This window comes from Halosegnis marinus, assembly GCF_029338355.1.
Lineage (GTDB): Archaea > Halobacteriota > Halobacteria > Halobacteriales > Haloarculaceae > Halosegnis > Halosegnis marinus.
This window is the reverse complement of the sequence record NZ_CP119802.1, coordinates 205,130-225,335: the sequence shown is the minus strand read 5'-3', so window position 1 is coordinate 225,335 and position 20,206 is coordinate 205,130. Positions and strand designations below refer to the sequence as shown.

At 72.4% G+C, this 20,206-nt stretch carries 21 protein-coding genes; 13 read left to right on the top strand and 8 right to left on the bottom strand.

Annotation, left to right across the window (positions count from 1 at the left end; genetic code table 11):
• The first annotated feature begins 31 nt into the window (after positions 1 to 31).
• The 9 genes from cofD to P2T37_RS01235 all read left to right on the top strand — a co-directional run bounded on the left by cofD (position 32) and on the right by P2T37_RS01235 (position 7,828).
• On the top strand, positions 32 to 1,024 hold the full coding sequence (gene cofD / locus P2T37_RS01275) for a 2-phospho-L-lactate transferase (RefSeq protein WP_276234926.1): 993 nt from the start codon (positions 32 to 34) through the stop codon (positions 1,022 to 1,024).
• A complete protein-coding gene (locus P2T37_RS01270; protein ID WP_276234925.1) occupies positions 1,024 to 1,761 on the top strand; it encodes a tRNA-dihydrouridine synthase in 738 nt (245 codons plus the stop codon). Before cofD ends, P2T37_RS01270 begins: the two co-directional genes overlap by 1 nt.
• Entirely contained in the window at positions 1,758 to 2,588 is an 831-nt protein-coding gene (locus P2T37_RS01265) for a triphosphoribosyl-dephospho-CoA synthase (RefSeq protein WP_276234924.1), read from the top strand. Before P2T37_RS01270 ends, P2T37_RS01265 begins: the two co-directional genes overlap by 4 nt.
• Positions 2,585 to 3,196, top strand: coding sequence for a DUF447 domain-containing protein (locus tag P2T37_RS01260; protein ID WP_276234923.1), 612 nt, complete (start codon positions 2,585 to 2,587; stop codon positions 3,194 to 3,196). The genes P2T37_RS01265 and P2T37_RS01260 overlap by 4 nt, the downstream gene beginning before the upstream one ends.
• A 44-nt stretch (positions 3,197 to 3,240) precedes the next feature.
• Positions 3,241 to 3,429 carry a 30S ribosomal protein S17e gene (locus tag P2T37_RS01255; protein ID WP_276234922.1) on the top strand — a complete coding sequence of 63 codons (189 nt, stop codon included), beginning with the start codon at positions 3,241 to 3,243 and terminating at the stop codon, positions 3,427 to 3,429.
• Positions 3,430 to 3,514: 85 nt separating this feature from the next.
• Positions 3,515 to 4,105, top strand: a complete 591-nt coding sequence (locus tag P2T37_RS01250; RefSeq protein ID WP_276234921.1) for a TetR/AcrR family transcriptional regulator — start codon at positions 3,515 to 3,517, stop codon at positions 4,103 to 4,105.
• On the top strand, positions 4,105 to 5,598 hold the full coding sequence (locus P2T37_RS01245) for an MATE family efflux transporter (protein ID WP_276234920.1): 1,494 nt from the start codon (positions 4,105 to 4,107) through the stop codon (positions 5,596 to 5,598). The genes P2T37_RS01250 and P2T37_RS01245 overlap by 1 nt, the downstream gene beginning before the upstream one ends.
• A 100-nt stretch (positions 5,599 to 5,698) precedes the next feature.
• A complete protein-coding gene (asd, locus tag P2T37_RS01240; RefSeq protein WP_276234919.1) occupies positions 5,699 to 6,730 on the top strand; it encodes an aspartate-semialdehyde dehydrogenase in 1,032 nt (343 codons plus the stop codon).
• 45 nt (positions 6,731 to 6,775) lie between these two features.
• A complete protein-coding gene (locus tag P2T37_RS01235; protein WP_276234918.1) occupies positions 6,776 to 7,828 on the top strand; it encodes a hypothetical protein in 1,053 nt (350 codons plus the stop codon).
• On the opposite strand, the gene P2T37_RS01230 is transcribed toward P2T37_RS01235, so the two are convergent.
• Positions 7,829 to 8,284 carry a hypothetical protein gene (locus P2T37_RS01230; RefSeq protein ID WP_276234917.1) on the bottom strand — a complete coding sequence of 152 codons (456 nt, stop codon included), beginning with the start codon at positions 8,282 to 8,284 and terminating at the stop codon, positions 7,829 to 7,831. It abuts the gene before it with no gap.
• Positions 8,285 to 8,370: 86 nt separating this feature from the next.
• On the opposite strand from P2T37_RS01230, the gene P2T37_RS01225 reads away from it, so the two are divergent.
• On the top strand, positions 8,371 to 8,730 hold the full coding sequence (locus tag P2T37_RS01225) for a VOC family protein (protein ID WP_276234916.1): 360 nt from the start codon (positions 8,371 to 8,373) through the stop codon (positions 8,728 to 8,730).
• Positions 8,731 to 8,737: 7 nt separating this feature from the next.
• Here P2T37_RS01225 and P2T37_RS01220 read toward each other — a convergent pair whose 3' ends face one another.
• The 3 genes from P2T37_RS01220 to P2T37_RS01210 are packed head-to-tail and all read right to left on the bottom strand — an operon-like array spanning position 8,738 to position 11,876.
• Entirely contained in the window at positions 8,738 to 9,700 is a 963-nt protein-coding gene (locus tag P2T37_RS01220) for a D-2-hydroxyacid dehydrogenase (protein ID WP_276234915.1), read from the bottom strand.
• Between the two features lie 43 nt (positions 9,701 to 9,743).
• Entirely contained in the window at positions 9,744 to 10,526 is a 783-nt protein-coding gene (locus tag P2T37_RS01215; RefSeq protein ID WP_276234914.1) for an enoyl-CoA hydratase/isomerase family protein, read from the bottom strand.
• A gap of 24 nt (positions 10,527 to 10,550) precedes the next feature.
• Positions 10,551 to 11,876, bottom strand: coding sequence for a DolP-mannose mannosyltransferase (locus tag P2T37_RS01210; protein WP_276234913.1), 1,326 nt, complete (start codon positions 11,874 to 11,876; stop codon positions 10,551 to 10,553).
• A gap of 269 nt (positions 11,877 to 12,145) precedes the next feature.
• On the opposite strand from P2T37_RS01210, the gene P2T37_RS01205 reads away from it, so the two are divergent.
• Positions 12,146 to 13,498, top strand: coding sequence for an NAD(P)/FAD-dependent oxidoreductase (locus P2T37_RS01205; protein ID WP_276234912.1), 1,353 nt, complete (start codon positions 12,146 to 12,148; stop codon positions 13,496 to 13,498).
• On the opposite strand, the gene P2T37_RS01200 is transcribed toward P2T37_RS01205, so the two are convergent.
• Together P2T37_RS01200 and P2T37_RS01195 are read right to left on the bottom strand one after the other, a co-directional pair.
• Positions 13,486 to 13,893: a thiol-disulfide oxidoreductase DCC family protein gene (locus tag P2T37_RS01200; protein ID WP_276234911.1), complete on the bottom strand. Its 408-nt coding sequence runs from the start codon at positions 13,891 to 13,893 to the stop codon at positions 13,486 to 13,488. The two genes, P2T37_RS01205 and P2T37_RS01200, sit on opposite strands and share 13 nt — an antisense overlap.
• A gap of 326 nt (positions 13,894 to 14,219) precedes the next feature.
• Positions 14,220 to 15,977 (bottom strand): right-handed parallel beta-helix repeat-containing protein, encoded by a 1,758-nt coding sequence (locus P2T37_RS01195; RefSeq protein WP_276234910.1) that lies wholly within the window; start codon positions 15,975 to 15,977, stop codon positions 14,220 to 14,222.
• 182 nt (positions 15,978 to 16,159) lie between these two features.
• Here P2T37_RS01195 and P2T37_RS01190 point away from each other — a divergent pair, with 182 nt between their 5' ends.
• Positions 16,160 to 16,789, top strand: a complete 630-nt coding sequence (locus tag P2T37_RS01190; protein WP_276234909.1) for an ArsR/SmtB family transcription factor — start codon at positions 16,160 to 16,162, stop codon at positions 16,787 to 16,789.
• On the opposite strand, the gene P2T37_RS01185 is transcribed toward P2T37_RS01190, so the two are convergent.
• Together P2T37_RS01185 and P2T37_RS01180 are read right to left on the bottom strand one after the other, a co-directional pair.
• Positions 16,786 to 17,466 carry a metal-dependent transcriptional regulator gene (locus tag P2T37_RS01185; RefSeq protein WP_276234908.1) on the bottom strand — a complete coding sequence of 227 codons (681 nt, stop codon included), beginning with the start codon at positions 17,464 to 17,466 and terminating at the stop codon, positions 16,786 to 16,788. The genes P2T37_RS01190 and P2T37_RS01185 overlap by 4 nt on opposite strands.
• A gap of 70 nt (positions 17,467 to 17,536) precedes the next feature.
• The gene (locus P2T37_RS01180) at positions 17,537 to 18,775 is read right to left on the bottom strand and encodes a putative manganese transporter (protein ID WP_382210539.1); all 1,239 of its coding nucleotides are present in this window, start codon (positions 18,773 to 18,775) and stop codon (positions 17,537 to 17,539) included.
• Between the two features lie 126 nt (positions 18,776 to 18,901).
• On the opposite strand from P2T37_RS01180, the gene hisD reads away from it, so the two are divergent.
• Entirely contained in the window at positions 18,902 to 20,179 is a 1,278-nt protein-coding gene (gene hisD / locus P2T37_RS01175; RefSeq protein WP_276234907.1) for a histidinol dehydrogenase, read from the top strand.
• The last annotated feature ends 27 nt before the right edge of the window (positions 20,180 to 20,206 follow it).

Below are 20,206 nucleotides of genomic sequence, written 5' to 3'. Positions count from 1 at the left end.
CCCACAAACCGGGGGGCGCGTAGAAGCGAGTATGGTCACCTTCCTCGCGGGCGGAACGGGGACGCCGAAGCTCCTCCACGGGGCCGCGGAGACGTTCCCGCCCGCCGAGACGCCCGTCGTGGCGAACACGGGCGACGACGTCGAGATAGCGGGCCACCTCGTCTGCCCGGACCTCGACACCCAGCTGTTCGCCGACGCGGGCGAACTCGACACCGGGACGTGGTGGGGCATCGCCGACGACTCGACGGCGACCCACGGCGCGCTCGGGGAGTTCGCGGAGCGTGCCGGGCTCGCCGACGGCCCCCGGTACCTCCCCGACGACGCCCAGACGGCGGGCCGCGATATCGCGCGCTGGCGGCGCTTCTCCGGCGTTGCGGAGTTCATGCTCATCGGGGACCGCGACCGCGCGGTCCACCTCACGCGCACGGGCCTCATCGACGAGGGGCACACCCTTACGGAGGCGACCGTCACCCTCCGCGAGGCGCTCGGCGTCGAGCGCCCGGTCCTCCCGATGAGCGACGACCCCGTCGCCACCATCGTCCACACGCCCGACGGCCCCCAGCACTTCCAGGCGTGGTGGGTCGCACACGGCGGCGAGCCGGCGGTCGAGCGCGTGGAGTTCCGCGGCGCGGATACGGCCGACCCCACCCCCGAGGTGCTCGACGCGCTCGCGGACCCGGTGGTCGTCGGCCCCTCGAACCCGGTCACCTCGCTCGGCCCGATGCTCGCGATGGACGCCTTTCGGGGGGCGCTCGATGACACGCCCGTCGTCGCCGTCTCCCCGTTCGTCGGGGACGAGGTGTTCTCCGGTCCGGCCGGAAAACTGATGGCCGCGACGGGTCGCGACCCCTCCACTCGGGGGGTCGCCGACGCCTACGGCTTCGCGGACGCGTTCGTGCTGGACGACGAGGACCCCACGGACCTCCACCGGCCGGTCGTGCGCACGGACACGACGCTCGACACGCCCGAGGACAGCGCCCGGGTCGCCCGCGCCGTCGAGCGCGCGCTCGGGGAGGTGGCGTGATGTTCGCGCCCCGCCTCGCGCTCGCGTCGCTGTCGGGCGAGGCCGACGCGGCGTGGGCACGCGCCGGGAGCGAGTACGCGGGCTGTGCCGTCCTCGGCGGCGTCTCGCTCGACGGCCCGACGCGCGAGGCGGCCCGCGCGCTCGTCGCCCGCGACCGCACCGAGTTCCTCCCCGACGACCCGGTCGCGTTCGTCGCGGCCCAGCTCGACGCGCTCGCCGACGCCGACCTCCGGGCGGGCGTCAACGTCCGGACGACGGCCGTCGAACCCCTGGCCCGGGCCGCCCGCGTCGCCAGCGAGCGCGGCGCGATACTGGAGGTGAACGCCCACTGCCGACAAGCGGAGATGTGCGACGCCGGCGCGGGCGAGACCCTCCTGCGCGACGGCGACCGCCTGTGCGAGTACGTCCGCGCGGCGAGCGACCACGCCGACGTGAGTGTGAAGGTGCGCGCCGAGGTCACCGGCGTGGACCTCCCGGCGCTCGCCGGCCGACTGGAGGACGCGGGCGCGGACTGTCTCCACCTCGACGCGATGGACTCGGAGGCCGTCGTCGCCGACGTGCGCGACGCCTGCGACCTCTTCCTCGTCGCCAACAACGGCGTCCGGGACCGCGCCTCCGTGAGCGAGTACCTCGACTACGGCGCGGACGCGGTGAGCGTCGGCCGCCCCTCCGACGACCTCCGCGTCCTAGCGCGGGTAGCCGCGGCGCTGCGCGCGGAGGGGGGTGTCGAGGCGTGAGGACCCACGCGGAGAACGCGGAACTCGCGCTCCTGCTCGAAGTCGCGGGCACGCCCAAGCCGGGCAACGTGGACCGCGCGCGCGACCACGAGGACCTCAGGTTCGAACACTTCCTCGCGGGCGCGGTCGGGTCGGCCGCGGGGCTTCGCGCCGCGGAATCGGGCGCGCCGGTCGGCGAGGCGTTCGAGGCGGCCGTCGCCGGAATGAGCGACCAGCGGGGCGGCAACACGCAGTTCGGCTGTCTGCTCCTGCTCGTGCCGCTCGTGCGCGCGGCGGCCGCGGGCGACCTCTCGGAGGAGGGCGTCCGTGCGGTCTGCGACGCCACGACGACGGCCGACGCCGCGGGCTTCTACCGCGCGTTCGAGCACGTGGACGTGGCCGTCGCCGACCCTCCCGAAGGAACGAACGCGCTCGACGTGCGCCGGGGCGCCGACGCCGTCCCCGAACTGGAGGCGCGGGGGCTGACCCTCGCCGATGTCATGGCCCGCTCCGAGGGCGACGGCAACGCCCGCGAGTGGCGCGAGGGGTTCCCGCGGACGTTCCGCGAGGCGGAGCGGATCCTCGACGACGACGGCCCCGCGCCCGACCGCGGGGCCCGGGCCTTTCTCCGCCTGCTCGCGGAGCGCGAGGACGGCTTCGTCCGGACCACGTCGGGTCCCGAGGCCGCCCGCGAGGCTCGCGAGCGGGCACGGGCCTGTCTCGACGGCGAGGAGGACCCCGAGACGCTCGCGGGGGAGTTCGTCGAGCGGGGTATCAATCCGGGGACGACGGCGGACATCACCTGCGCGGCGCTGTACGTCGCGCTCGAACGGGGGTTGGCGGTGTGACCGGGGAGTGGCCCGCCGCGTGGGACGGGGTCGCGGAGTCGGTGGTGACGACGCTCGGCCCGAACGAGCGGTGGAACGTCGCGGCGCTCGGCCTCCACGCCCCCGAGGGCGGCGTTTCGGTCGATGGCGCCCCCGACGACCCGGTGACGGCCCGGACGTGGGGGCGGACCCGGACGTGGCGCAACTTCGCCGAACGGGGCGGCGGGTACGTGCAGTTCACGCGCGACCCCGTGGACTTCGTCGAGGCGGCGTGTTCGACGCGGGAGGAGGCAGACCCGGTGCTCGACTCGGCGGCGGCGTGGGCCGAGGTCGAGGCGACCGAGCGCGCGTCGGGAACCGAGGGCGACACCGAGTGGACGGACTGGACGCTTCAGCCCCTCGAGTCGGCCGTGGTCTCAGAGTCCGTCCCCGTCGTCTCGCGGGGACACGCGGCCGTCGTGGAGGCGACCGTCGCGGCCTCGCGACTCGGCGTGCCGGGGTACGACGACGGGGCCCTGCGCGAGCGCATCCGCTTCTTCGCGTCGGTGGTCGAATCGGCCGGGGGCGCACGCGAGCGGGCCGCGTTCGAGCGGTTCGAGGCGCTCGTCTCGTGGCGTCGCGACGGGTGAGAGTCGAACGCTTTTTAGGCGGGCGACGACTCCTATCCGCCAAGATGGCTATCAAACCGGCCTACATCAAGAAGCTCGCCACGGCGCTGCTGGAGCGCTACGAGGAGGCGTTCAGCACCGACTTCGAGCACAACAAGGAGGTCGTCGCCGAGCTCACGAACGTCGAGTCGAAGGGCGTCCGCAACCGCATCGCGGGGTACATCACCCGCAAGCAGCGCGCCCCCGCCGCGTAATCCGGTCTTCTCCGTTCTCGCTTTCCGCCGAGCAGCGCGAACCCGGAAGCTACTTGACTGACCGGTCAGTCAACTACGACACGGAATGAGCGAGACGACCGAGGACATCATGTCGGCGACCTACCGGGCGCTGTGTGCGCACGGCTTCGCCGACCTGACGATGCAGCGCATCGCCGACGAGACGGACCGCTCGAAGGCGTCGCTGCACTACCACTACGACACGAAGGAGGAACTCCTCCGGGCGTTCCTCGACTACCTGCTGGACGACTTCGAGTCGCGGCTGGCCTGCGAGGCCGCGGACCCCGACGAGCGGCTGGACACGTTCGTCGAGGCGGTCTTCGGGCCGGCCGAGGCGGACGACGACGGCGACTTCGCCGTCGCCCTGCTCGAGATCAAGGCGCGCGCACCCTTCTCCGAGCCGTTCCGCGACCGGCTGGTCGCCCTCGACGCCCGGATGCGGGAGACGGTCGCCGCGGCCGTCCGTGACGGCATCGAGGCGGGCCGCTACGCCGAGGTCGACCCCGACGACGTGGCCCGGTTCGTCGTCACGGCCATCAACGGGAGCCACGTCCGCGAGGTGGCGCTCGACGAGTCGCCCGCCGAGGCGCGCCGGCTGGTCGAGGCGTACCTCGACCGGACGCTCGACCGCCGCTCGGAGCCGGAGGTGCCGGTCTGATGTTCAAGGGGCAGGACCAACTCGAACTCACGGAGGGGGGTATCGGGAAGCCGCTGTTCTACCTCGCGCTCCCCATCGTCATCACGAACCTCCTCCAGACCGCCTACAACCTCGCCGACACCTTCTGGCTCGGGCAGTACTCCACGAACGCGCTCGCGGCCATCTCCTTCGCGTTCCCGATGGTGTTCCTGCTCATCTCGCTCGGGATGGGCGTCTCCGTCGCGGGCAGCGTCCTCGTCGCGCAGAACACCGGCGCGGGCGACGAGCGACAGGCGGAGTACGCCGCCTCCCAGACCGTCGTCTTCGCCGTCGTCGCCTCGGGGATACTCGGCCTCGTCGGCTACTTCGTCGTGGACGACCTCCTGCTCATCTTCGGTGCGTCCCCGGAGGTGTTGCAGGCCGCCACCGAGTACATGCGCGTCATCACGCTGGGGCTGCCGTTCATGTTCGGGTTCTTCATCTTCATCTCCCTGATGCGCGGCTACGGCGACACGATAACCCCGATGCTCGTGATGCTCGGGACCGTGGTTCTGAACGTCGCGCTCGACCCGTTCCTCATCAACGGCTGGGCGCTCGGCCCGCTCCAGTTCCCGCGACTCGGCATCGAGGGCGCGGCCTACGCCACCGTCTTCTCGCGCGGGCTGGCGACGGCCGTCGGCCTCGGCATCATGTTCTCCGGCACGCGCGGCGTCCGCATCCGCCTCTCGGACATGGTGCCCGACGCGGACTACGCCCGCCGGATGCTCAGCATCGGCGTCCCGGCCTCCATCGAGGGGACCGGGCGCTCGCTCTCGGTCAACCTGTTGCTCATCGTCGTCGGCACGTTCTCCACGAGCGTCGTCGCCGGCTACGGCATCGGTATCCGCGTCTTCTCCGTCATCTTCCTCCCCGCCATCGCCGTCGCGCGCGGCGTGGAGACGATGGCCGGCCAGAACATCGGGGCCGACCAGCCCGACCGCGCGGAGGCGGCCGCCGACTTCGCCGCCCGCGTGATGTTCGTCGTCCTCGGGCTGGCGGGCGTCGTCATCTTCCTGTTCCCCGAGCCCATCGTCGCGGTGTTCACGGACGACACCGCCGTCATCGGGCCGGGCGCGGAGTTCCTCCGCTACGTCTCGCTCACGTTCGGCTTCATCGGCATCATGCGCTCGTACACGGGCGCGTTCCGCGGCGCGGGCAAGACGATGGTGGCCGCCGCCGTCGCCATCACCTTCCTCGGCTTCGTCCGCCTCCCGGTCGCGTGGGCGCTCTCGCAGGGCGTCGGCGGGACGTACACCGTCGCCGGCGTCTCGTTCACGCTCCCGAACCTCCTCGCCGCGATGGGCCCCGTCGGCATCTGGTGGGGCTTCGTCGTCTCGAACGTCGTCGGCGCGGCGCTCGCGTTCGTGTGGTTCAAACAGGGCACGTGGCGCGACGCCGACGTGCGCGGCGGCGGCCCGACGCCCGAGCGCGGCGCCGACACGGACGACGTGGACGCGGCGACAGGGGACGACTAGGCGGCCCGGGCGACGCGAGGGCCGCCGAACGGGCCCGCTCCCGAAGGCAACGCCTTCCCCCGACGACACCGTTTTGCGTCGGGCCGCCGGACTCCGGGCAATGGTACGCATCGGCATCCTCGGCGCGACGGGCGCCGTCGGACAGCGGCTCATCCAGCTGCTCGACCCCCACCCCGACTTCGAGATAGCGGCGCTCACGGCCTCCCCCGACTCGGCCGGCAAACCGTACAGGCAGGCCGCCAAGTGGCGCGCCGACTCCCCCATCCCCGCGAACGTGGCCGACATCGAGGTCGTCGAGACGGCCCCCGCGGCGATACCGGACGACGTTCCCCTGCTGTTCTCCTCACTCCCCTCCTCCGTCGGCGCGGAGGTCGAGCCGACGCTCGCCGAGGCCGGCTACGTCGTCTCCTCGAACTCCTCGAACGCGCGGATGGACCCGGACGTGCCGCTCGTCATCCCGGAGGTGAACCCCGACCACGTCGACGTGCTGGAGGTCCAGCGCGACGAGCGCGGCTGGGACGGCGCACTGCTGAAGAACCCCAACTGCTCGACCATCACGATGACGCCGACGCTCGCCGCGCTCGACGAGTTCGGCCTCGAATCCGTCACCGTCGCCACCCTGCAGGCCGTCTCGGGTGCGGGCTACTCCGGCGTCACTTCGATGGAGATCATCGACAACGCCGTGCCGCACATCGGCGGCGAGGAGCGGAAGATGGAGTCGGAGTCGCGGAAACTGCTCGGCTCGTTCGACGGCGCGGAGATCGAACTCCACGGGATGGACGTCGCCGCCTCGTGTAACCGCATCCCGACGCTCGACGGCCACCTGGAGAACGTATGGGCCGAGACGCGCGAGACGGTGACGCCCGACGAGGCCGCGGCCGCGATGGCCGCCTACCCGTCGGCGCCGCTCCCGTCCTCGCCCGAGGAGTTCATCCACGTGTTCGAGGAGCCGGACCGCCCGCAGCCGCGGCTGGACCGCAACCTCGGCAACGGGATGGCCGTCTCGGCGGGCGGCTTCCGCGCCACGAGCGACGGTATCCAGTACAACTGCCTCGCGCACAACACCATCCGCGGCGCGGCCGGCGCCTCCGTCCTCAACGGGGAGCTCCTCGTCGAGGAGGGCTGGGTGTAGACCGGGGAAACGGATTTCTCCCCCGGGCACACAGTCGGCGACAGCATGGCGTCGGGGGAACACCGCCTGCTCGTCGAGCGGGCCGGGTCGCTGTTCGGCTTCGACCGGCTGGCCGCGGCGCTCGGTCGCCCGAGGCTCGCGCCCTACCTGTTCGTCGTCGCGGTGTGGGTGTACGACAGCGGCCTGCTGTCGGCGATAAGCTACGTCCTCGTCGGGCGCGAGCGGTTCGAGAGCCCCTTCCAGCTCGTCCTGCCGGTCGCCCTCGTCGTCGCCGTCCTGCTCGCCCGGTTCCTGCGGCGTCGGTACGACGGGGCGATACGCGGGCTCCCGGGCGACGAACTGTCGGCCGCGGACCTCCGGTCGGTGCCCGCCGGCCGCTCGCGGCTCGCCGTGTGGCTCGGCATCACGCTCGTCTGGTACGTCCAGCTGGCGCTCTCGCCCGCCGAGGTGGCCGACTTCGTCGCCGCCCACGGCACGCTCGTCGTCGCCGCGAAGTACCTCACCGTCTCGCCGCTCTACTACCTCGCCGTCGCGGACGTGGTCGCGCTGGTGGTCGCGAGCCTCGTGGTCCTCCCGTGGCGGCTCTACAACACCCGGCTGACGCTCGACTTCTCCGACGTGACGGGGTTCGCCGGGCTCTACGGCACGGGGCGGCTCCTGCTCGCCGCCACCGCGGTGTACTACGTCGGCCTCACGGCGTGGTCCGCGTTCCTCGTCGCGCCGAACATCGTCGGGACGGCGAGCGACGTGTCGGGCGCGGACACCGTCGTCTTCGCGGCGCTGTGGCTCGCGGGCCTGCTCCTGTATCTCGCCCCGACGTTCCTCCTGCACCGCCACATGGCCCGCGAGAAGGCCCGGCTGATACGCGCCATCGACGCGGAGATACGCGAACTCGACCCCGACGGCGAACGGAAGGGCGTCCCGTACCTCACGCCGAACCGCGAGGACATCCCGACGCTCCAGCAGAAGTACATCGAACTCCAGCAGGTGCGCACGGCCCGCGAGTACCCGGCCGACGTGACCACCGCGGGCGAACTCGCCGCCGCCACCCTCGTGCCCGTGTTGCTCCAGTGGGGACTCAGGGTCGTCCCGCTGTAGTCACTCCTCGATGAGCGAGCCGCCCTCGCGTCGCGGGGCGGCGTGGCCGGCGTAGATACCGAGCGCGGCGATGAGCGTCCAGCCCGTGCCCGCGATGCCGGCCACGACCGCGCGCCCGTGGGTCGCGACGACCGGGAAGTCGGCGGCCGAGGTCGCCACGACGTAGTTCAGCCCGTGGAAGACCCCGTACGGCTCGTTGGCGGAGAAGACGTACACGAGGGTGACGGCGAACGCCGCGCCCCCGAGCGACCCGGCGAGCAGCCCGTGCCACGCGCCCGGCCCGGGGCCGCGGTCGGCGGCGAGGCCCGCCGCCGCGCCCGCGACCAGCCCGGTGGCGAGGACGAGCGGCACGCCCGCCAGCCGGACGGCGTCGAACCCCGGCGCGAGCGCGAGCAGCGCGAGGTACGCCAGCGCGGCTCCCGCCCCCGCGAGCACGGCCCGCCAGTCGGTCGGCATACCCCCGGTTCGGGCCGCGTTCACTTGCGCGTGGCGGCGTTGGCCGGGGTCGCCGGCTTCATGCCCTCCGCGCCCGCGCCCCCGGTATGGAGATACTCCACACCTGTCTGAACGTCGCCGACGCGGAGGCGTCAATCGAGTTCTACGAGCAGTTCGGCTTCGAGGAGTCGTGGGGCTTCGAGGACGGCGACACCCGCCACCGCTACGTCGCCGACGACGAGGGCGTCGAGATACAGCTCGCCGACACCGAGGGGGAGGAGTCGTTCGAACAGGGGACCGCGTGGGACCACATCGCCATCGGCGTCGAGAGCGTGGACAAGACGTTCGAGTCCGTCGACCACTACGGCGTGGTGAAGGAGCCGGGCGACCAGCCCGCGGCCGGCGCGCGCACCGCGTTCATCGAGGACCCGGACGGCCACGTCGTCGAACTCATCGAGCCGCTCTGAACCCGTCTCATTCCCGTCCGACCGGAAGCACGAGGTTCTCGAACGCCGCGTCCCACCCCTCCTCGGCCGCGAGCCGGACGTTGCCGGCCACGAGGTCGGCGAGGCGGTCGTAGTAGCGCGGCGTCGCGCCGGCGTTGTGCGGCGTCAGCTGGACGTTCCCGAAGTTCCACAGCGGGTGGTCCTCGGGGAGCGGCTCCGGGTCGGTCACGTCCAGCGTCGCGCCGCCGATGACGTTCCGACGCAGCGCGGTCACGAGCGCGTCGGTGTCCACGACCGGGCCGCGCGCGACGTTGACGAGGACGGCGTCCGTCGGCATCGTGGTGAACTCCGCGCTCCCCAGCAGACCACGGGTCGCGTCCGTGAGCGGGCACGCGAGGACGACGGCGTCCGAGCGCGAAAGCGCGTCGTGGAGGTCATCGGGTCCCCGGACGGTGTCCGCGGGGCCGCCCTTCTCCGGCGAGGCGCGGATGCCGACGGTCTCGACGTCGAAGGCGCGGAGCTTCTCGGCCACCGCGCCGCCGATGTTGCCGAGGCCGACTATCGTGACGGTCGAGCCGGCGAGTTCGCCCACCGGCATCGGTCGCCACTCGCGGCGCTCCTGCCTGCGCGCGGCGTCGAGAAAGCCCCTGACGTGCGAGAGCAGCGCCCCGACGACGTACTCCGCGATGTTGGGCGCGTGGACGCCCGCGGCGTTCGTGAGGCCGACGCCCCGCTCCTCGAAGGCGTCGAGCGGGAGGTGACCGTGGCCGGCGTACTCGCCCGCGAACAGGCGGAGCCGCGTCTCGTGGCCGAGCAGGTCGGCGTCTATCGACGCACCCGTGACGACGCGCGCGTCGGCTATCTCGCGTTCCTCGGCCTCGGGCGTCCGCGCAAGCACCACCTCGTGGTCCGGCAGGCGCTCGCGCAGGCGCTCGGCGTAGTCGGCGGCGTTCGTCCCGTGGATGCCCTCGCGGAGGACGAGTAGCTTCATACCTGGGGGTCGCCGGCGCCCCTCAAAAGTCCCGCCGGTCGCGCTACTCGCCGACGAACGCCGGGTCGTCGTCGCCGAAGAACGCGCCGTACCCCTCGGCGAAGTCCTCGGTGTCGGCCAGCCCGGAGATGGCGTCCGCCTCCCGCGAGAGCTGTTCGCCAAGCCCGTGTTCGAAGGAGGTCCGGAGCAGGTCGCGCGTCTCGGCGTACGCCCGCGTCGGGCCGTCCGCGAGCCGTTCGGCCTCCGCCGCGAGCGCCTCGCCGAACTCGTCGTCGGGCACCGTCTCGGTGACGAGCCCAAGTTCCGCGGCCTCCGCCGCGCCCACCGGCTCGTTCCGCATCGCGATGCGCTGGGCCTCGCGCAGCCCCACCAGGCGCGGCAGGAAGTACGTCGAGCCGCCGTCGGCGGAGAGGCCGATAGCCGGGTACGCGAACTGGAAGCGCGCCGACGCGGCCATGAGCACGACGTCGCCCGCGAGCGCCGGGCCGATGCCCCCGCCCGCGGCGACGCCGTTGACGCCGCAGACGACCGGCTTGGGCGCGGTGGCGAGCAGGCGGACGAACTCGTGGAGCGTCGCGGCCAGCGACTTCAGCCGCGTCCCGTCGCTCGCGTTCCCGTCGAGGGTGGTCAGGTCCGCGCCCGTGTTGAACAGCGGGCCGACGCCCGTGAGGACCAGACACCGGCAGGCGTCGTCGTCGGCCAACTCGGCGGCGGCCGCGCGCAGCCCCTCGGCCGTGTCGGCGTCCATCGCGTTGTTGGCGTCCGGCCGGTCGAGGACGATGCGACCCACGGCTCCGTCGCGCTCGACGCGCACGTCGTCGGTCATGTCCGGGAGTCCGCCCGCCCGGAGTTAACTGTACTTCTCGGCGACGGCCTCGGCCAGCGGCCCGAACCGGCCACAGGGTGCGGCGCGCCACGGCTCGTCCGGCGGGACGAGTTCGGCCGCCCGGACGACCTCCCGCTGCGTGACGGCCCCGAACAGCCGGCACGACGGGGGCGGCACCTCGTTCCAGAAGACGTACTGCGCCTCCGTCCGGTTGTACGGCAGCGCCGGGTCGAGGCTCGCGGACGAGTCGTACGGCTCGACGGTCGCCCGCGGCTCCACCGCCCCCGGCATCGCGCCGAGCGTCCCGACCGAGAGGGCGGCGAGTACGAGCACGCCCGCGACGAGCGGCCGCCGGAGCGCCCGTCCCCGAATCCGGGGGCGCGCGGCGACGGCGTAACCGACCCCGAGCGCGGCGGCCGGAACGACCACGAACAGGTCCGGCGACGCGTCGTAGTCGAGCAGGAGCAGGCCGCCGAACCACGCCGTCAGAAGGGCGGCCGGGAGCCACTCCCGCGCCCGGTCGCGGGCGGCGAACGCGTAGCCCGCGACGCCGAGCGCGACGACGGGCACGGCGGGACCCATCCCCGCGAGCGCGCGGGCGATTCTCCCCGCGGGCGTCCCGTTGCCGCCCGTCGAGAGCAGGGGGACGAGCACCGTCTCGGCGACCATCGCCGGCACGGTCCCCCACGCGACGACCGGGGCAACCGCGACCGACGCGACGAGGCCTGTCCCGGCGAGGACTCGCCCCGCCGCCGAGCGGTCGCCGCGGGCGAGCGCCGTCGCGACGAGGACGGCCGGCACCGCCGCGGCCAACTGCCACGTCCCCGCGGCGAGGCCGCCCGCGACGCCAGCGAGCAGGGGGCTGTCGCGCCCGTCGGCGACGAGCGCGGCGAGCACGAGTGCCGCGACCAGCGGCTTGGCCTTGAACCCGACCAGCCCCCGCGTCACGAACCCGGCCACCGCGAGCGGACCGACGCCCGCGGCGAGCGCGGCGAGGCCGTCGCCGGTCCGGTCCAGAACGAACGCCGCCGCGAGCACGCAGGTCGCGACGGTCGCGCCGACGGTGACCGCGACGGCGAGCGCGTGGTACGTCACCGGGTCGGGCGCGACCAGCGCGAGCGCCGTCGTCACCTCGAACGCGACCGGCGGCTTCACCTCCCAGAGGTCGACGTAGAGGCGGCGGCCGCGCGCGAGCCACCAGCCGTGGTACTCGAAGATGACCGAGTCGAACAACACCGGGCGCTCGCCGGGGCCGAGACGCGCGTACAGCCGCAGGGCGGTGAACGCCTCCACGGCGAGCGCGACGGCCGCGACGGCGACGACCGGCCGACGGCGCGGGTCGGGGACCATCCCGCCGGAGGGGCGGCCGGGGCCGGCATAAGTCTCCCTCGTCGCTCGGGCGTTCGTCCCTCCCGCGGGCTCGCCCTCGCGTCTCTGTCTTCCGCGCGCTCACGGCTCGCTCCGTTCGCCGCTCGCGTGTTCGGTGCCCCTCGCCCCCTCCGGTCGCTCGCGCCACCCGTCTCGCGTGTCGGTCGCGATGCTCCCTCCCGCTTGCTCTCGCGCCCCTGTCGGGACGCGCGTGTCAAGCGTTTTAAGCCGAGGCCACACGCTTCGACGGTATGGACTACGACGTCGTCATCGTCGGCGGCGGCCCGGCCGGCTCCGCCGCCGGCCACGCGGCCGCGACGGCGGGCGCGGACGCGGTCGTCGTGGAGAAGGGCGTTCCCCGCGCCGACCGCGAGGGACTCGGCCCGGACTCGACGGACGCCGCGGGCATCCTCGACTACTGGGTCGAGATAATGGACCTCGACGAGCCGATCCCCGACCACGTCAAACACCGGGAGCTGTCGGGGACGGACTTCGTCGGCCCGAACACGCGGGTCCGCCTCAACGACACGGGAATGGACTCCGACTACCCGAACTTCGGGTTCACGATGCACCGGGCGCGGTTCGACGACTGGCTCCGCGAGCGCGCCGAGACGGCCGGCGCGGAGTACCGCGTCGGCACCGGGGTCCGCGAGGTCCACTCCGAACTGACCGGCGAGCCGTCCCACACCGTCGTCCTCAAGGACGGCACGGAGTTCGAGACGCGCTACCTGATACTCGCGGACGGCCCCCAGCGCACGATTACGGGGCAGGTGCTCGACCCGCTGCTGCCGGGCGGCGAGTTCGAGAACATGGCCTCGACGCGCGCGAACCACATCGCCTATCAGGAGTACCGGGAGTTCCCCGACGACCTGCTCGAACACGACCGGCTGAAGTTCTGGTGGGGGTACATGCCCGGGCACACCGCCTACCCGTGGGTGTTCCCGAACGACGGGCAGGTGGCCCGCGTCGGCCTCACGATGCCCATCGGCATGGACCTCGACGCGGTCGCCGACCGCGAGAAGTACGCCCTTCTCCGGCCCGAGGACGAGCGTATCCCGCAGGGGAAGACGTACATCGAGCGGCTCATCGAGCACGCGTACCCCGACTACGACCTGGAGGACTTCCCGCTGCAGACCGACCGCGGGAAGGCCAACGGCACCGAGACGTACCCCATCTCCTCGACGCGGCCCATCGAGTCGCCCACCGCGGCGAACGTCGCGGTCGTCGGCGGGGCGATGGGCGCGACGAGCGCGTTCCACGAGGGCGGCGACCACGTCGCCGTCCGAACGGGCAAACTCGCGGGCAAGCTCGCCGCACAGGGGAACCTCCGCGCGTACAACAGCGAGTGGCACCGCGCCATCGGCGACGAGGTGCGGCGCAACGTCGCCATGGCGGACGTGGTGGGCGACTACGGCCCGGACGACTGGGACCGGCTGTTCTCCGTCGTGGACGCCATCCTCCCCGAGGACGGCTTCTACGACAACCGGGACGCGCTGGGACAAGGGCTCAACGGCGCGAAGCTGTTCTACCGGTACACGCGAGCGAAGTTCGGCTACCGGAACGGCCGCTACGCGCAGATACGCGAGGACGACTACGCGGTCTGAGCGAGGAAGCGCTCGCGCAGTTCGTCGGTCGGCACGAGACAGGCGTCCTTCTTCCCCCATATCCGGTAGCGTACCCGCGCGAGCAGGTCGTACGCCGCGTCGCGCACGGTTCGGGGCACATGGCGCGCGTGCCACGCCCACCGGTACGGCGCGTCGAGGTGGCGCGCGATACGGACCGCGCCGTCGCTCTTCGTGTACGCGCCCGATCCGTCGATGTAGACGAGCGAGTCGAAGTAGTCCGCGTCGAGGCCGTGCTCCGCGAGCAGTTCCGAGGCCACGTCGGACTGGAGCGGCGCGAACCGGAGCGCGCCGTCGTCGTGTGCGACGATGAAGCGGACGGACCACGCACAGAGGTTACAGACGCCGTCGAACAACACGACCGGGCGCTCGTCCATGTCCGAAGTACGGACGCCACGGCGAAAAGGGTAACCACGGCCCCCGCGAAGACCGGATGCACGCCTTTAGTCCCCGCCCCGAGGCCGCACCAGCGCGCGATGAGGCGGCGGAGAACCCGGGCGTGCGACAGGACCTGGTCCCGGCCCATCGGGACTCGCCCTACACGAGGGTTATCCGGCCGACGCGGCACGCCGCCACGGGATGACGCCGGTCGTTAGTGTCTGGGGCGATACCTTTCGCTCGGAGAGCGTTCGCCGTGTCTCGCGACACCGTCCTACAGAACCGGAGAGCGGCGGAACCGGGGCACACGCGGCGCCGGGTCCCGCTACGCCGGTCGGCCGACGACCACTACCTCGTCCTCGCCGGTCAGCGCCGTCCCGTCCGCCGTCGCGCCGACGAGGACGGCGACGGTCTCGTCGCCGTCGAACCCCGCCGCGCGGGCGTCGAAGTGGACCACGAGGTCGAGGTCGCCGTCGCCGTCGACGTCCGCCGCGTGGCCGCCGTGGACCGCGGTCGCCCCGAGGCCGGCGGCGACGTCCTCGGCGTCCCCGAACCGGAGCGACGAGACGTTCACGGTCGCCGGGTCGAACTCGTCCGTGTGCAACACCGCGACCGGCACCACGCCGCGGGCCTTCGGGTTCACCGGCGCGGGGTCGGCACCGGGCTTGACCGCGATATCGACCTCGACGGTATCCGTGGCGGGTGCGCCGAACGCGGCGACAATGGCCGTCTCGGCGAGCGTCCCCGACACGACGTTCCCCGCCGGGTCGACCGCGCCGTCGGCGAGCGGCACCCACGCCCCGGCGGCCTCGTCGTAGCGGTACAGCGCGAGCGAGGACTCGTCCAACCCGAGGGCGTCCTCGTCGGTGTAGTTCAGTCCGAGCGCGAGCGGCGTCGCCTGTCCGAGCGCCACGGTGGCGTACCCGCCGAGACCGACCAGCCCGTCCGTCCCGTCCGCGGGGGCCTCCGCGGCCGAGAGGCTGACGTCGTCGCCGACGAACGAGAGGGTCGGGTTCACCGTGGCCCGAACCACGCTGACGTCCGTCCCGAGAACCAGGAACCCGACGCCGGACGTCTCGTTCACGGCGTTGTCCCGGAGCAGGCCGGCCTCGCCGACGACCCCGATACCGACGCCGGTGCTCCCGGTGACGACGTTCCGCTCGGCGAGTGTCCCGTTGCCGAGCAGGGCGATGCCGACCTCGGCCGGACCGGTGATCCGGTTGTCGGTGACGACGTGGCCGTCGCCCTCGAGCCACACGCCGTACCGGCCCGTCGTGATGTCGTTGTCGCGAACGACGAGGTCGGCGGAAGTGCCGAACCGGGCCCAGACACCGTACTGCTGTGCGTCTATCCGACTCCCTTCGATCACCACGAGGGGCCACTCGCCGGTGGTCGCGTAGAGACCTGTTCCCGCCGAGATAGCGCTTCCCGAGACGAGCACGCTCGATTCCACCGTGGGGCTGGGCGAGAGCTGAACGCCGGACCCACAGGACAGGCCGGACGCACAGGTGATAGAGACCGTGCTGTCCGCGAGCGTCAGGTTCCCGCTGAACACGTACACTCCCCGAGTGGAGAGGGTGAAGGGGTCCGGTTCGGGAACGTCCTCGAAGACGATGGACGAGTTCGAGACGGTGAGGTCGCCGAACTGCAGCACCACTCCCCAGCCACCCCGGCCCAGAACGTCGACGCCGTCGACGACGGTCCCGGCCCTGTACGAGACGACGCCGTAGGTTCCGGCGTCGACGGTCAGGTTACGGAGCACGACGTTCTCCAACCGAACGGTGTCACTGTCCTCGGCCTGCACCTCGACTCCCCGGCCGGTGTTCGTGACGGTGTAGCCCTGTCCATCGAGGGTGACGTTACTGCTCTGGATTCGGATACACGCGACCGCCGGAGACGTCGTCCCGTCGATGTCCCCGGTCAGCACGTACGTTCCCGACCGGTCGATCACCGTACACTCGGTGACCTCGACGCTCGCGGCACCGACCACACCTGTCCCGAACGGCAGGACGGCGAGCGCCCCGGTCACGAGCAGCACCGACACGAGGACCGCGACCGCCCCCGACGCCCGACTGTGTTGCATGCCCACCTGATGCCGGGCGCACACATATCCATGCCGGCGCGAACACCGCCCACGGGGCGAGCACCGCCCACGGCGTGGGTGTTCCGGGTCGGGCCTCCCCGGCCCGCTCGCCGCGGGAAGCGTTCAAAGGCGCGTTTGACCGACCGAAACGCGCTTCCCCCGGTACGGACTACTGGGGGCCGATGGGACTGTTGGGTTCTCGCGTGTTCGCCGACCCCGACCCGGACGAGCCGCGGGTGCTCGACATCCAGGGGTCGGACGCCGAGCGCGCGTTCGACGCGCTCGGCTCGGAGACCGCCCGGGGGATTCTGAAGGCGATATACGAGCAGCCGCGCACGCCCCCGGAGATACGGGGCGTCGTCGGCACCTCGCTCCAGAACGTCCACTACCACCTCGACCGGCTGGAGGGCGCGGACCTCATCGAGCCGGCGGGCACGGGCTACTCGGAGAAGGGCAACGAGATGACGGTGTACGCACCCTGCAACGAGGCGCTCGTGTTGTTCGCCGGGACCGACCACGACCGCTCGCGGTTCGAGCGCCTGCTCGGGCGCGTCCTCTCGCTGTACCTCCTCTTGGGGACGCTCACCATCGGGCTGGCGCTGTTCCTCCGCGACACGGCACAGGGCGGCGCGGAGGTGTTCACGATGTCGGCGGACACCGGCGAGTCGGCCGCACAGGCGGCCGACGGCGTCGCGCGAACGACCGACCCGGCGCTGGTCGGGTTGAGTCTCACGGACCCCGCCGTCGCCTTCTTCCTCGGCGGCTTGGTCGTCATCGCCGGGCTCGCCGCGGTCTGGTGGGTCCGGGGTTAGGCCGCCGGCTCCGCCTCCTCCTCGGCGGGCACCGTCTCGATGAGCCGGGCTATCTCCTCCGGGAGCGACTGCTCGCCCGCGGCGGTCCGGACCGTCACCATCCCGAAGGGGGCCACGTCAACCACTTCGAGCGCCTCGTTCGGCTCGACGCCCGCCTCCGCGAGATACCGGAGCTCCTCGTCCCCCTGGTGGCGGATGCGCCGGACGACGAGGCGCTCCCCTCGCTCGGCGGCGGAGAGCCGCGCCGTCTCGCCCGCGTCGGGGAGTTCGAGCTCCCGCGTCGGGATGGGGTCGCCGTGCGGGTCCGCGAGCGGGTGGCCGAGCGCCTCCGCGATGCGGTCCGTGAGTTCGTCCGAGACGTGGTGTTCGAGGCGGTCGGCCTCGTCGTGGACGTCCGCCCAGTCGTAGTCGAGCGCCTCCGTGAGGAACGACTCCAGGAGGCGATGGTGGCGGAGTATCTCGAGCGCGACGACCTCGCCCTCCTCGGTGAGCGTGACGCCCTTGTACTCCTCGCGGTCCACCAGGCCGCGCTCCTCCAGCTTCTTCACCATGCTGGACACGGTCGGCGGGGTCACGTCGAGGTAGTCGGCCAGCGCCGAGGTGGAGACCCGCTCGCCGGTCTCGTTCCCGATGGTGTACACCGCCTTGATGTAGTCCTCCATCACGGCGCTGAGCATGCGTGCTCCCCCTACCGCCCCCCGCGGAATAGGTCTTTACACCGGCGGAGGCGGCCGTCGAGCGGCCGCGTCACGGGCCGAGCACCCCGAAGCCGAACTCCGGCAGGCCGAACACGGGGCCCCAGACGAGCGCCAGCCCCACGCCCACGAGTATCGCGGGTATCGTCGTGTAGATGCTGGCGACCACGGCGGCCTTCTTGTCGATGGCGATGAGCGGGAACAGCGCGTCCCCGTCCTGGCTGATGGCGTTGGCCGTCAGCGCCGAGAAGGGGATGCCGCCCTGCGCGTAGACGGACGCGAGGACGATCTGCGGGCCGCAGCCGGGTATCAGGCCGATGAGCGCGCCGCCGACGGGCGCGAGCAGGCCGGCGGCCGCCGCGGCCGCGGCCACGTCGAACCCGGTCAGGACGATGGCGTACTCGTAGACGAGGTAGGCGACGATGACCCAGACCGTGACGAAGGAGGTCTCCATCGCGGCGTGCTGGAACGTCTCGTACGCGCTCGCGAACGACTCGCGCACGCGGCCCACGGAGCCCTCGCCGATGTAGTGGCGGCCGACGCCGTAGAGATACACCGAGAGGCCGGTGCCGACGAGTCCGACGACCGTGAACAGGCCGTCGAAGCCGAGTCCGAACGTGAACGCCACGTCGGGGGCGCCGCGGACGAGGTAGGTGATGCCGAGGACGAGCGCGGCGACGGCCGCGACCCACCACACGACGTGGGCGGCGTGCGACAGCGGCGTCAGCACGCGCGACTCGTGGTCGGGGCCGCTCTCGTGGGTGTGGACCGGGCCGTCCGTGCCGTACTCGTGGCCGGGGTTGCCGGCGACGCCCGCGGTCTCCACGACGCCCCCGTCCGTCGTGGCCGGGGAGAGGCGCGCCACGGCGTCGTCAACGCGACCGACGCCGAGGCCGAACCGGTCGATGGCGTAGCCGAAGACGATGGCCGCGGCGAACGCCAGCGCGTACGAGTAGAGCGCGGCCTCGGGCGCGAGCGCGAGGATGACGAACGCCGAGTCGCCGGCGGTCGCCATCAGCGTCGCGACGACGGTCCCGAACGAGACCGTCCCCCGGACGTACAGCGGCATCATCACGATAGCGCCGCCACAGCCGGGCGTCAGGCCCATCAGCGCGCCGAACACGGGGCCGTACCGCTCGTTCTCCTCGATGGTGCGCAGGAGCGCGCCGCCGGTCCGGTACTGGATCAGGCCGAACAGCAGGACGGTGACGGCGACGAACGCCGACACCTGTACGTAGCCGTCGCGCATCGACACCAGCGCGATATCGACGGCCTCGGCCGCGGTCACCACGGGACGTCACGCCCCGCCGATGAATTAGACATATCTAATCCTTAGTTTAGAAGCGAGCAATATAGCTGTTGCGACCGCCTGTCGCGGCATGGAAACCGTTTTTCGCGGCGCGCACCCAGCGCGGGTATGAACGTCAGAGCCGTCGCCGACCTCTCGCCGGACGAGCGGGCGGCGCTGTTCGACCGCGACGCCGGCGTCGACGCCGCCCGCGAGACCGCCGCCGACATCGTCGGCCGGGTCCGCGACGAGGGCGACGTCGCGCTCCGGGAGTTCGCCGAGGAGTTCGACGGCGTCTCGGTCGGCAACATCGACGTGACCGACGAGGCCGAGCGCGCGTACGACCGCCTCGACGACGACCTCCGCGAACACGTCGAGCGCGCCGCGGCGAACGTCCGCGAGTTCCACGAGGCCCAACTCCCCGAGAACTGGACGCGCGACTTCGACGGGCGCGAACTCGGGCGGCGCTTCCGCCCGCTCGAACGGGTCGGCGCGTACGTCCCCGGCGGCACCGCCGCCTACCCGTCCTCGGCGTTGATGACCGTGATTCCGGCGAAGGTCGCGGGTGTCGACCACGTCGCCGTCGCCACCCCGCCCGCCGAGAACCTCAACGACGCGACGCTCGCCGCGATTCACGTCGCCGGCGCGGACGCGGTGTTCCAGGTCGGGGGCGCACAGGCCGTCGCCGCGCTCGCGTACGGCACCGAGACGGTGAACCGCGTGCAGAAGATCGTCGGCCCGGGCAACCGCTTCGTCACCGCCGCGAAGGCCGAGGTACGCGCCGACTGCGAGATAGACTTCCTCGCCGGCCCCTCCGAGGTGCTCGTGCTCGCCGACGCGACCGCCGACCCCGAGGTCGTTGCCGCGGACCTCGTCGCGCAGGCCGAACACGACCCGAACGCCTCCGTCGTCGCCGTCACCCCCGACGAGGCGCTCGCCGCCGCGGTCGCCGACGCCTGCGAGGCGCAGGCCGGCGAGCGCGACCGCGCCGACACCATCCGCGAGGCGCTCGACAACGACGCCTCCGGCGTGCTCACGACACGCTCGATGCCCGAGGCGGTGCTGTTCGCCTCCGAGTACGCCGCCGAACACCTCTCGATTCAGGCCGAGGACGACGAGGACCTGCTCGACCGCGTCGGCGCGGGGGGCAGCGTCTTCCTCGGCCCGTACTCGCCCGTCGCGGCGGGCGACTACGCCGCCGGGCCGAACCACGTCCTCCCGACGGGCGGCCTCGCGAAGACGACGGGCGGTCTCTCGGTCGACCACTTCCTCGTCTCCCAGACCGTCCAGCGGCTCGACCGCGACGCGCTCGACGGCATCGCCGACACCGTCGTCGCGCTCGCCGAGGCCGAGGGACTGGAGGCCCACGCCGAGAGCGTCCGGAAGCGGTTCGAGGACGGCGACTGACCCCGGCCGCCCCCGGCGATGTTTTTC

What these genes read in the sequence shown, in the direction of transcription:
- cofD (WP_276234926.1), top strand. Translation starts at nt 32, where the DNA reads ATGGTCACCTTCCTCGCGGGCGGAACGGGGACGCCGAAGCTCCTCCAC.
- P2T37_RS01270 (WP_276234925.1), top strand. Translation starts at nt 1,024, where the DNA reads ATGTTCGCGCCCCGCCTCGCGCTCGCGTCGCTGTCGGGCGAGGCCGAC.
- P2T37_RS01255 (WP_276234922.1), top strand. Translation starts at nt 3,241, where the DNA reads ATGGCTATCAAACCGGCCTACATCAAGAAGCTCGCCACGGCGCTGCTG.
- P2T37_RS01250 (WP_276234921.1), top strand. Translation starts at nt 3,515, where the DNA reads ATGAGCGAGACGACCGAGGACATCATGTCGGCGACCTACCGGGCGCTG.
- P2T37_RS01245 (WP_276234920.1), top strand. Translation starts at nt 4,105, where the DNA reads ATGTTCAAGGGGCAGGACCAACTCGAACTCACGGAGGGGGGTATCGGG.
- asd (WP_276234919.1), top strand. Translation starts at nt 5,699, where the DNA reads ATGGTACGCATCGGCATCCTCGGCGCGACGGGCGCCGTCGGACAGCGG.
- P2T37_RS01235 (WP_276234918.1), top strand. Translation starts at nt 6,776, where the DNA reads ATGGCGTCGGGGGAACACCGCCTGCTCGTCGAGCGGGCCGGGTCGCTG.
- P2T37_RS01230 (WP_276234917.1), bottom strand. Translation starts at nt 8,284, where the DNA reads ATGCCGACCGACTGGCGGGCCGTGCTCGCGGGGGCGGGAGCCGCGCTG.
- P2T37_RS01225 (WP_276234916.1), top strand. Translation starts at nt 8,371, where the DNA reads ATGGAGATACTCCACACCTGTCTGAACGTCGCCGACGCGGAGGCGTCA.
- P2T37_RS01220 (WP_276234915.1), bottom strand. Translation starts at nt 9,700, where the DNA reads ATGAAGCTACTCGTCCTCCGCGAGGGCATCCACGGGACGAACGCCGCC.
- P2T37_RS01215 (WP_276234914.1), bottom strand. Translation starts at nt 10,526, where the DNA reads ATGACCGACGACGTGCGCGTCGAGCGCGACGGAGCCGTGGGTCGCATC.
- P2T37_RS01210 (WP_276234913.1), bottom strand. Translation starts at nt 11,876, where the DNA reads ATGGTCCCCGACCCGCGCCGTCGGCCGGTCGTCGCCGTCGCGGCCGTC.
- P2T37_RS01205 (WP_276234912.1), top strand. Translation starts at nt 12,146, where the DNA reads ATGGACTACGACGTCGTCATCGTCGGCGGCGGCCCGGCCGGCTCCGCC.
- P2T37_RS01200 (WP_276234911.1), bottom strand. Translation starts at nt 13,893, where the DNA reads ATGGACGAGCGCCCGGTCGTGTTGTTCGACGGCGTCTGTAACCTCTGT.
- P2T37_RS01195 (WP_276234910.1), bottom strand. Translation starts at nt 15,977, where the DNA reads ATGCAACACAGTCGGGCGTCGGGGGCGGTCGCGGTCCTCGTGTCGGTG.
- P2T37_RS01190 (WP_276234909.1), top strand. Translation starts at nt 16,160, where the DNA reads ATGGGACTGTTGGGTTCTCGCGTGTTCGCCGACCCCGACCCGGACGAG.
- P2T37_RS01185 (WP_276234908.1), bottom strand. Translation starts at nt 17,466, where the DNA reads ATGCTCAGCGCCGTGATGGAGGACTACATCAAGGCGGTGTACACCATC.
- hisD (WP_276234907.1), top strand. Translation starts at nt 18,902, where the DNA reads ATGAACGTCAGAGCCGTCGCCGACCTCTCGCCGGACGAGCGGGCGGCG.